General features: G+C 41.8%; 5 protein-coding genes and 1 pseudogene. All 6 read right to left on the reverse strand.

The window, feature by feature from the left end:
• Window positions 1-185 precede the first annotated feature (185 nt).
• Window positions 186-2786 (reverse strand): annotated as a pseudogene (locus KUL10_RS08070) (family 16 glycosylhydrolase); the annotation flags it as partial.
• A gap of 321 nt (window positions 2787-3107) precedes the next feature.
• A complete protein-coding gene (locus KUL10_RS08075; protein ID WP_158525344.1) occupies window positions 3108-5069 on the reverse strand; it encodes an OmpA family protein in 1962 nt (653 codons plus the stop codon).
• Window positions 5070-5073: 4 nt separating this feature from the next.
• Complete coding sequence (locus KUL10_RS08080; RefSeq protein WP_110428395.1) at window positions 5074-8916, reverse strand: lamin tail domain-containing protein; 3843 nt, start codon at window positions 8914-8916, stop codon at window positions 5074-5076.
• A gap of 148 nt (window positions 8917-9064) precedes the next feature.
• Window positions 9065-9838, reverse strand: coding sequence for a class II glutamine amidotransferase (locus KUL10_RS08085; RefSeq protein ID WP_110428396.1), 774 nt, complete (start codon window positions 9836-9838; stop codon window positions 9065-9067).
• 869 nt (window positions 9839-10707) lie between these two features.
• On the reverse strand, window positions 10708-11064 hold the full coding sequence (locus KUL10_RS08100; protein WP_110428398.1) for a VOC family protein: 357 nt from the start codon (window positions 11062-11064) through the stop codon (window positions 10708-10710).
• Window positions 11065-11193: 129 nt separating this feature from the next.
• Window positions 11194-11853 carry a Bax inhibitor-1 family protein gene (locus KUL10_RS08105; protein ID WP_110428399.1) on the reverse strand — a complete coding sequence of 220 codons (660 nt, stop codon included), beginning with the start codon at window positions 11851-11853 and terminating at the stop codon, window positions 11194-11196.
• Window positions 11854-11880 lie beyond the last annotated feature (27 nt).

The raw sequence follows: 11880 nt of genomic DNA on the forward strand, positions 1-11880 counted from the left end.
TTAATTCTAAACTCTGCAGTTGCACCGTGTTCAGCATCATCAGTTTCAACAGTCGGTGTTGTGCCACCACAGCAGTCCCATAATGGCCATTGATCGTTGATTTGATCAGCAAATAAAACCATATCTGCGTTATCCATACCCGGATTACCACCGCTTCCGCCGTCACTGCCACCAGCGATATCAGATGGGTTACCAATGTAAACGTTGTCTATACGGTATACCGCACCTGCACCCGTTTGCCATGCTGGGAAGACCATAATCACGTCAATTGCGCTTATGTCTAGACCTGCATCAGATAGTGTCAGTAAATCAAAGGTATATGACTGCCATTCACCAGTGGTCGGTGACACACCCTCTTGAGATGCACTCAAGGGTAATTCAGCAAAAGAGGTGTTACCGTCAGCTTCTATTTTCAACAACCATGTTGTTTCACCCGCAGGAGGTGACATTACTTTCATGTCAAAGCGGAAAACGCCAGTGGTCAAAATTGATGAAGCATCAAAAGGTGAGCCCGTATCTCGGCTGTAGAAACCAAGCACCGTGCCGTTGTTGTCGTTGATTCTAAATTCAGCTACTGCACCGTATTCAGGATCATCCATTTCAACTGTCGGTGTAGTACCGCCGCAACAATCCCATAACGGCCATGCAGGGTTGATATCATCAACAAATACAGCCTCTAGTGGACCAGAAGGAGCTGGGCCTGAAGCATTTGGGTTGTAGAACTTAGCATTATCGATTCGGTAGACTGCACCTGCACCTGTCTGCCAAGCTGGGAAAATCATCACAACACTGATTTGACTGACATCTAAACCTGCATCTGCAAGATCCATTAAATCAAAAGTGTACGTTTGCCATTGACCCACAGTAGGCTCAGCGCCTTCATTAGATGCATTCAACTGAACTTCAGCAAACACATCCGGTGTTTGTCCTTCAATTTTGAGTAACCAAGTCGTTTCACCCGCGGTTGGACTCACTAACTTCATATCAAATTGAAATACACCTTCAGTTAAAATACTAGAAGCGTCAAATGGTGCACCACCATTGCGACCGTCAAATCCAAGTACTGTCCCGTTGTTATCAAGAATTTGGAACTCGGCGACTGTTCCGTATGCTGGGTCATCTTCCACTTCAGCTGGCACAGTGCCACCGCAACAATCCCAAAGCGGCCAATCGGGGTTTTGTCCATCTTCAAAGAGCACGAGTTCGACAGATGGTGCTGCTGAATCTTGTTCAATTTTAAGATTGTCGATGCGATAAACCGCACCTTCGCCCGTTTGCCATGCAGGGAAAATCATGATGACATCAATCGCGCTAACGTCTAAACCTGCATCACTGAGTGTTTGAATAGGGAATGTATATGACTGCCATTGACCTTCAACAGGCGCTTGACCTTCAAGGCTTGCACTTAAGGGTAGTTCAGCAAACGAAGTATTATTATCTGCTTCTACTTTTATCAACCAAGTGGTCGGTGATGTCGTGTCTGATACCACTTTCATATCAAACTTTAAGCTGCCAATTCCGACCATTGCAGATGCGTTGTAAGGTTGACCGCCGTCGCGACTGTTGAAACCAAGAACCGTACCGTTATTATCTAAAATCTGAAATTCAGCGACGGCGCCATAAGGGGCGTCGTCCATAACCACTTCAGGAACAGTACCGCCACAACAATCCCAAAGTGCCCATCCGTCAGCTACGGTGTCTTCAAAGATCGTAATTGGTACGGCTACGTCTGGAACAGGTGGTGTAGGTGAAGGCGCTAACCCTTCTACAAATGCGTCTTCAGGATCATCGTAGCCAGGACGCAGTGTTTCACAACCACGACCAGTATCAGGGTCTTGTGTACATTCGTAAACTCTTACATAGTCAATTTGAAAGGCTTGACCGTCGACAAACGCTGACTCATCAATCCCTCCTAAGTTAGTATTCTCAGGGAAGTTTCCACCGACTGCTTGGTTTAGGATCAAGAAAAAATCTTGGTCAAACGGCGCTTCGTTGTATAGAAACTCTTCTTCACCCGTAACTGGGTTGAATTGAGGCACAAACCAACCTCGATGCTTCAAACCGATTGCTTCACCTTGGCTGTTAAAACGCACATCAGATTGACGTTGCATGGCATACAAATAACCGTTCATATACCAACGGATTTCACCTTGTTGCCATTCAATCGCATAAGTATTGAAGTCGTCAGCAGGGTTCAAATCGTTAGGTGGACGGTAATCCTTGCCAGAGAAAACATTACGAGGAAAATCTTCTCCATAATGAAGTGTTCCGAAAATTCGTGTTTCAGCGACACCGTCTTCACCCACTGTACCTAGGTTGACGGCTTCCATAATGTCAATTTCACCAGACTTTGGCCAACCACCATAAGTAGAGTCGGTGGGCATCATCCAAAATGCAGGCCACGAGCCTTGTCCAGCAGGTAATTTGGCGCGCATTTCGATGCGGCCATACCTAAAATCAGCTTTATTTTGCGAAATAATTCTTGATGAGGTGTAAGGCAGTGGCGCCCCTTCTTCTGCTTGACGCGCCACGATGTTAAGCACACCGTCTTGTAAAAATAGATTATCTGGACTGTCGGTATAACATTGTTTCTCAAAGTTACCGCCGCCCTCACAGTTAATTTCGTAAGTCCAATTGTTTTGGTCAAGCGATGCGCCATCAAACTCATCACTCCATACCATCTCCCAACCTGTTGTTGGAACCGAAGTATCGATTGGCTCTACAGCTGTGTCTGTGGTGATATCTTGGCTACCACAACCAGCAAGTGTTATTGCGAATATCGGCATTAAGCTAAATTTAGCAAGCGATTTCACTTTTTTGTTATTCATGTGTTTCTCCAATTTGGATAGTCATCTGCGTTATGTGTGTAAACGGCTATCCGCAACCCGAAAGTGTGTGTTGGTAACAAAATTATGTTTTTGCTGTATTTTGTTATTTTTTATCCTAAGGGGATGTAAGCGAAATGTTAATAGTAGGTAAGCAAAAATGCGTTGGGTGGGTTTTGACTTGAGATAAAGTGGAAATAGAAGGGATTTGGACACCTAGAATTGATGGTTTAGGCGACTTAAAATTACCCTTAAGACGCCTAAGCCATCGCAATTTTCTAACTAACGTAAATAAGGAAAGCCAACTCTTACCAACTCGTCATCTACAATGGTGATCGTATCATTAAAAAAGTCCAACACTTCCTTATCTGCATCAGAAATATGGTCGAATCTAGAATACTGACTACGCAATGAGGACAACCATGTTGAGTAATATAAGTAGAGCAAACGATATTCCTGTGTGACAAATACTTCTTTGTTTTCAACCAATAGATCAACGTCTTTTGAGTCATACCAATAGAAGCCGTTTGGAGACTGTGCGTTTAACAAGCTAGCAAAATTGCGTTCAAACACATCTGACACATATGTAATGGTCATGTAGGTCGTGCTTGGGTCAAAATGATGATAGTTAAACTTCTTCAACTTATGAAAAGATGAAGAATTAAAACGATACTCAACAACTTTACTTTTCACTAGACCAACCACTTTTGCCTTGGTCATTTTGCGCATACCAAACGAGTACGCCCATAACTTGTTGAAACAAATATAATCAGCATAAAACTTAGTAAAAAGCTCGTACGAAGGAAGGCTCGAGAAGCCTGCAATGTTGTAGTACGAATTAAATCCCTCAACAATGTCTGAAAGCAATTTACTGGCGCTTTCAAGCTTTGAGTCTGAGGATAAGGGAAGACGAAATGGTTTATCTTCACTAAAAGTGCCATTACTCAAAAGATACTCTAAAGGAGAGCCTTTAAATGGTGAGCCACTGTTTTCAGGGGAATCGATATAAAACTTGCCATCATCGACACCATGGCTTGCAAAGTTGGGCATTCCTTTCATGCTGTCTAAATCATCTAGACTGTATGCGTCGGTCTGGCAATAATGAAAACATCCTTGCCCCAACTTCATATAACATTCAGCATGTCTAATCGGTTTGAGCAAATCATCTCTGGCCATCAAATGAGGGTCCAATGAAGTATGCACAAAGGCTTGTTGCTTGCCATCAATTGCATCGCTAATAATACTCTCTAGTTGTGCAATTCTGTTGTCATTAGCAATTTTGACAGCATTGAGCTTACTTTTGTAAATCGTACTGACATCATCGATAAACGCTACGTCAATGTAGTCACTGGCCTGATAATAGGTAAACCGAGCGTTTCTATTTTCATCTGCATTGAGATTGGTGGGTGAAGGCACAATTAAGTTACCCGAGCCTGTTCCGGATGTTTCGATAGTTTTAAACCCAAAGCCAAATGGGTCACTGTCTAGATATTCTTGAACCGCACGCGCTCGATTTTCAGATAGTGTTTGATTATTAGGTTCATCTCCCGACTTGCTTGCACTGCCGACTATTGTCGAAAAAGCACCAGATATATCTGCTCGTGTTTTATCAAACATCAATTTTTTAAGCTCAAAACACGGATAGTTTGCATTCTCTCGTAGTGCTTTTTTTGAAGCGTCCCATTCACTTGCCGTTTTTGGAAACGAAATTGTGGGATGACGCCACCAAGACTGCGCATTCGCGCCAGTGATATAATGCTCCTTAAGATTAGTGGCAAGTGAAGCATTGCGCGAAGCGGCGCTTTTTAGTAGGTGCGTAAACTGTTGGCCAAAGATTTTGTCTTTTTCAGAAGACTTAAGGTTGACAAAAAAAGGCGATGAATAAAGTTCATAGTGCCGAGATGAGCTAGTTTGATTACTCTGGGCCCAAAACGGCTGAATAACAAATTCAAGTAGGCCATTAAGCGCTTGTTTGTGATTGTCCGTTAAGACTGTGTCGTTGGTCGCAAAGTTATATAGAATAAAGCTATGGTAGGTGTGCTTTCGGTACTTTGCGCCACCCAACCATTCCAAGGCATCGATCTGGATGTGCAAGGTATCGTCATTAGAGAGGTCTTTCCACTGCACATAAGATCTTAGTTTAGAGTTGCGAATCGTCTTTTGCAGTTTGGCACTAAAGTCGCTCAATACTTTTTTATGTGTCGCATTAAGGCCATTGACAAGTTGGTCAGCGTGATCAGTCATTTTACTATCCTCCCTCTGACAAAAAATGAATATGCGGGTTGGTTGAAGGTGAGCCTGTGTAAACATGTGATACAACTTTTCCGTGTTGATCACACAGTTTTAAAAACTCCCCTGAGTTGTTCAAAATAGCAATGACTCGACCTTGATATTCTGCAACCCAATTGTATTTTCGGCCTGGCACCTTACCAATGTACAAACGATAATCGCTATGGGCTCTCACTATCCTGCGCTTAACAAATGTATATTTATGCCCATAAGCATCCTCAAGCGTCCAATCACCGATATCAATATCTTTATCAGTCGCATTGGAAATAACGACGCTCTCTTTGTTATCTAAATCTAGCTCTCTGGCGCGTTTATGATCGTTTCCAGCAGCATCAAATACACTTTTTTGCAGATTGATATAGACAGAGTTACTTGGGTGGCGACGGTACTTTTTACTGGCATAAAACTGTACATACTTATTCACCGTATTATTGCCCAATGAAGAAGCACCAATAACCGACAACACTAATTGGTTTTCGCCCTCTTTTACCCACTCGCTATCAAGGTGAGTACTGAGTTTATTATTCTCGATTTTAAACTGGTCTAGCGGAAGTGCTTTACCATTTAACAAAGCGGTGATTTGAACCGTACTTTGCTCTGAGGGTTTATAACTTCGTTTCAGCCAGTCCACATAACCAGTGGTATCGAAATTAACATTGGGTTTCTGACTTTGCTGAACTAGCTTTTGCAAATCAATTGGGATTTGCGTATTTAGCACTTTCTTAACGTCCAACTGGTCAAAATCAAATTCTAAATAGACGTATTTACCCATCATGGGCAGTTGATCTATGCTTGCATCAATTTCAAGCGGACTATTTATTTTTATATCGCTGTTTGATAATTGCGTATTTAACGCTAGGTTTTCCAAATGCTCAGCTTTACTGACTTTAAGCTCATTTAGAATTGGCTGATAGAGTTTTTCTCTCGAATAATTTAGCTCGAGTGATTCACTGATAGTCGCCAGATTTTGCAATTGCGTCTGCATGACACTGCGACTTGTTTGCCAACGTTGTTCTCTCGTTTTTCCGTCTTTTACCGTGACCTTGTCTATTTCAGTTTGTAATGAAGCATTAAATACACTATTGGTGATGTGGTCCCTGATCTGGCTAGCATTTAAAACTTTCACTCGACTATTTGAATCAACCCATGTATTCAAGTCCACATTGGAAAGACGGGTCAAGGCCTTACTTTGCATAGTAAGAATGACTTCTTCTGCGGTCGCAATATCGAAGTTAAAAAATGGTAATGAATTTAGGAACTCTGCGGCTAGATCGCCCAACCATTCTAAAAAGTTTTCGTCTAAGTTGTTTTTCAAACTGGTAAAAAAGTCTTTTATGGCTTGTTCCGCTAACGCCATCGCATCACTAGCAGCACTGACCAATTCGTTTGCTAGTCTTGCGAGTTCTTCACCTGCTTTTTTGAGAATTGCTTTAATATCCTCAATTCGCGCATCAATGTAATCAATGATTGCAACAACCGCATCATAAATGGCTTGAATCACTTCAGAGATAGGTTTAAACAGTAACAAATACAGGATCTTTAAGATGTATTGCGCGCTTTTGAGCGGAATAGTCAGCAAAAACGCCTTAAACTGAACCAGTCCAATTTCAGCCAATACTGGAATAAGCGATTGCAGTGTTTCAAATACCTCTCCGTTGATAAACGAACAGGTCATCAACATTTCCATGCGTTCAATCGCGTTTTCGTTCACATCAATTGCACCGAAATCAAAACTACTGCCAGCAGGCTCTGTAATGAGTTGTTCGATGCCCTCACCTATTTGACTGATTCGGCTATCGGTCCAAGTTTCACTGCCAAAGGCTCCTTTTGCAACGATAAAAATTTCTCTTAAAAACAGCCGTGTCTCTTGCACCAAGGCAGCTTGCACATCGTCATCAAACTCCAAGCGACCGCCAAAAGGAACAAGTTCGCTAATTTTGTCTTCAATAGAATCGATGAAATCATGCGCCATGTAGGCAAATTCAGGATTACTGACACCTGAAATCATTTTGTTTAAGTTTGCTTCTGAGGTTTCAACCGAGTGAGTAAGCAGTACTTGCGTCACAAAATTGATATTTTTTGCCAAGAACCTGATCAGATAGAGATTTATCAGTTGTTCGATAATTGCTTGTTTTTCTTGTGCGGTAAGCTTTTTAGGCGGTTGGCCGTCGCTTCTTGGTGGCTGCTCAGGTGGATTTTTGACTTTTGTTTCATCGATCAGCAACACTTTCAAAGCAGGTATAATAACGTTAGGTAAGCCTTCAAGTGTATCGACAAATACAATGTTAAAGTATTCCTCGCCAATAGTATCTTTATCGACGTGCGCCTTGACTGATGTGTTGATTGTAGGAACGATATAGTCCTTTAACACAGTCTCTAATACATCAAAACCAAACAACAATAGCTCATTATCCGCTTTCGATTTCTTATCATCAGAACGGTCTTTAAACAGCAGCGTTAATGCTTCACCTAGGGTTCTACCACTGTCGTGGATCACTTTTAAAATCGCGCGTGTCACTTCCCCCGTTTGACCGAGATTATTGAGTAAAAAGTCAACAAAATCGCCTTTTTCTAAATACTCGAATACCTTATTGTTATCTAGTTGGTTGATTGTCTTATTAGTTACCCTCTTATACTCGTCTAAAATCACCGCATCAGGTTTAGCAAAATCTGCTTTATCTTCTTCATCACTTCCCAAGTAAATCATAAGGTGGCAATAAGTCATCAGTTGAGTAATGTATTCAACGCCTGGGTAGTTGATGGTTTGCATTATTTTTATGATTTTGCTCATGACCACCAATGTTGCCGCAAAATCTTTCGCGGTTTGTACTGCTTCAATCAACGCGATTACATCTTTACTGAGCTGAACAAGCATGTCTACTTGTTGCTCATCAATGCCTAGGTTGTCATCTAAATATTGATTTAATTTATCCAGTTCACCTCTAAGTGCGTTTTCGTAGGCTTCAATAAAATCGGCAATGAGCTTAGAAACTATCGCATCCAAAAGCACTTGCATGCTCAAGCTTCGTTTTTCTACCAGCGTGTTGCTCGCACAGACAATCACAAGCCCCAAGACTAGCTTAAGTACTTCCATACTGACTTCGATAGTTTTGCGCTGATTGGGGTTATTACTGATGGCTTGGTCTCTGACTTCATCAAACACGAGGTTAATCGCGTTATAGTAAAAACCGTTCAAATCGGTAAATCTGAGTTTTGCGAATAATTCAGTGCCTGAGCCATAGAAAAACGCGGCTTCGGCACTTGTCTTAAAATCAAATCCTGCTTCTTGCCCCTCTCTGGCGATTAAGGTGCCTTTACATACCAGTTCCGCGATTGCGGTAAATCCGACTTGTGCGTTTGCTTCGACGCCAACACCAATTTCAATTTGTTCAACAAATAGTTTAAAGACGTCAACGACCAAGGGCGAATCAACGTTATTTTGAACGTTATCAATAATCGCCTCCATACTCAGGCCGAGCTCTAAACGGGCGCGAATATAGGCTTTTATATATGCGCGGACCGCAACAATAAGACCAATATCTCGCGTGGCATCAGGAGACATTTGAGCAGCGACTTGTAAACCACCTTCGATACCGGCTTCAACATCTAATACCGCTTTTACATATTCGCCAAGGTTTGCAGATAAGCCTGCTGACGCTAGCACATCAGCTTCGAGTGATAAGTTAATGCCATGGCAAAATTCTGCGCCTAGATTAAAGTTGTAGCCAAGTTGAGCATAAGCCATGTCGTTATTGGCTTTGATTTGACCATTTTTGGAGAGATCGAGCAGTTGAGTAGACACAATATACACTTCCCTATGTTAATAATGACCGATAAATTCTGGTCAACTTTTAAGCTATTGTAAAGTGCAACTTGTATGTTTTTTGTTCTTTTTTACCAGCAGTAATTTAGTCAATTGAAAAATAATCAAATATGCGTTTAGCGAAAGGCTACGAAAGTCTTTCACCAAACTTGAATAAAATAGCATCACCCTCTTCCATTTTTTGCCAGGTTTCATCTTGAGTAAGTGGCTTTGTAGAGATAACTGTCACGACGTCGTTATCAGTGGTTTCTTTTTGAAAATCAACCGTCATTTCAGCATCAATCAGTGTTGCTTTGCCAAAGGGTGCTTTGCGCGTTATCCAATGCAAATGATTAGTACAGTATGCCAGTAAATAAACACCATCAGTTAACATCATGTTGTAAACGCCAAGCGCCTTTAATTGAGCGCATAATTTTGCAATAAACTTGAAAACAGATTTCATATTGCGCGGTTTTGTCTTGCCATATTTTTCAAATATTTGGTCGAGTATCCAACAAAAAGCTCGCTCACTGTCTGTCGTCCCGATAGGGATATGAAATTTAATTGGCAAGGCCTGCTTGTAACCGGTCAATTGCCCGTTATGGGCAAATGTCCAACTCTGCCCCCACAGTTCACGTGTAAATGGATGAGTGTTCTCTAGACATATTCCTCCCCGATTAGCCTGTCGAATATGGCTGATCACCGTTTTACTTTTGATAGGGTAATCTTTGATAAGCGTTGCAATAGCAGAATCACAACTAGGCTGAGAATCTTTAAAGTTTCGACAACCTTTACCTTCATAAAAAGTAATTCCAAAACCATCTTTATGCGGGCCCGTTCGCCCACCACGCTCCATGAGTCCGCTGAAACTGAAACAGATATCAGTAGGCACATTTGCACTCATGGCTAATAGTTCACACACTTATTACTTCTCGCCTTAATTAATCTTATGAGAATTTCGAAAAGATAATAGTGTTGCATGTGGTGGCAGAGTTGTTAAGGCTTTTATTGAACTAACCCTATGTAACGACTGCGATATAAAAACCTGAAATTCTCGTTTGCACTCGTTTAACTTACTAAGAACAAGTGTAAAAAAATCGTCTGCGTGTAATATACGGGCACTCTTTCGGTATTGGATTTGGCAGGAATAAACGGTTAGTAATGAGAGCGGAACAATTGACATGACTTTCATAAAATATCCTAGTTGTCCCTGCCCAAGTAAGCCCTGATTGATGAAATTAAACCTTCATTATTAAATGTTAAAACGTCAACGACATAAAGCACTTTGGTCCCATTAACAATAATCCTAAGCTCTCCCGAGACTGAATTTTTTCTGGTTGTTTGAATTTAGATTCTCTGTAACCTGTAATAAGATCTCTTCGTCCTTAATACGCGGTCAAGTAAGAGCGAAGCGACAGAGCCCAACGTGTTACTGTCCCACCGAGCCTGCGAGCGGCTTAATGTGATTGTTAGGCGGCGTGCAGCTCTATTTGCTGCACGTTATCCAAGTTGATGTTTTGCTTTGCCTGCCAAAGTTCATAGTTGCCTTGCATACTAACCCAACTCTCAGGGCTGCGCCCTAATACCCTTGACAACCTTTAGATTTGCGCCTTCTCGATTCGCTTTACAACAATGAATACAAAGGTGCAGCAGCATATTCTCCATCGGTAATGCTCAAAACATCGCTACATTGGCCTCCCAAATGATAAATTCTGCAGTCTCATCGCTCCAGTATGAGTCCCAACAAGCGGAGCGGAAGAACTTTACTGGTTTGTTAGGTGACATTGCTGTTTAAACCTGCCATAACCCACTTTGAATGGGTCCGAACATCAATACTGCGCACTGTCCTCGACCCGAAATTTCCATTGGAGGGACTGCGACCTGTGCGCCGGAGTTTTTTGCCGCCTCAACTGCTTTCACAATATTCGAAACGAGATAGTATGGTCTAGAAGTAGGTTCTTCGGTCTCATGCAAAGGTGCACGCACGCCAAGCAGCGTTCCTCCGTTCAAAAGGTTGGCAGTTCGAGCGCCACCCAACTCTGGAATAGCATCACTAAATGATACGCCCAACGTTTGAGAATAAAAGTCGCAAACCTGATTGACATTTGAAGTCACAATTTCCAAGTAATGAATTCGACCTTCTGACATAAGACTTTCCTTTCAAATAATCTAAAGAGTTTAAGTTTACACCTGTCACCTAACATCACAATAACCGGCGCAGCTTTGCTGCGTCTGGCGCCGTAGGCGCGTAGTTAATTGTTTTGCTATGTGATTGAATCACTTTCTGCCAAGTATTCTTAGGATTCTCAAAAACAAATTGATGATATCCATGTATAGAGCTGCAGCACTATCTACAGCGTTATCAAGTGTCTTAGGTATTTGATTTGCTCTACCCCAGTCGTAGCCGATATAGCCACAAAATATCACCGCTACCGCCCAATCAATCCAGTCGTGATGGATACCGAGCACGAATATCTGAAACAACTCAACCACTAATACAGCTAACAACGCTACGGTTAAAGCCCCAGAAATTTTTTGGAAAAACTTCGGGTAAACTGAACCAAGAATCATCATTACCAGTGTTACGCCAGCAGTTATACGAATTGCCTCAATCACTAATGCCTCATTATACCGAGACACAACCATATTTACGATTAAGCCGAAAGGAACCACTACAAAGTTGTACCCCACGAAACTGATAAGAGGTTTTTCTGAGGAATTAAATAAATACACACCAAAAAAACAGGATGCCAAATAGCCAATAAAAAATACCCAGGGATTAATGACCCACAGCGATTCAGGCGCTACGTTTACAACTAACAACCAATTTACGAAAAACCCCCAGAACAAACAGAACCCTATAGTAATGTTGTAGATTGCAGGACTTATCAGTGCGCTACTTGTGGATTTTCTGTTAAAAACATCAGACTCGAGCATAGATATTAATTCCTTCTTTGTTTCACC

Origin of the sequence: Glaciecola sp. KUL10 (genome assembly GCF_003203515.1) — a bacterium.
Taxonomy (GTDB): domain Bacteria; phylum Pseudomonadota; class Gammaproteobacteria; order Enterobacterales; family Alteromonadaceae; genus Glaciecola.

Excerpts from the sequence above, each read along its gene's own strand:
- KUL10_RS08100 (WP_110428398.1), bottom strand. The coding sequence starts at position 11,064 with ATGTCAGAAGGTCGAATTCATTACTTGGAAATTGTGACTTCAAATGTC.
- KUL10_RS08105 (WP_110428399.1), bottom strand. The coding sequence starts at position 11,853 with ATGCTCGAGTCTGATGTTTTTAACAGAAAATCCACAAGTAGCGCACTG.
- KUL10_RS08075 (WP_158525344.1), bottom strand. The coding sequence starts at position 5,069 with ATGACTGATCACGCTGACCAACTTGTCAATGGCCTTAATGCGACACAT.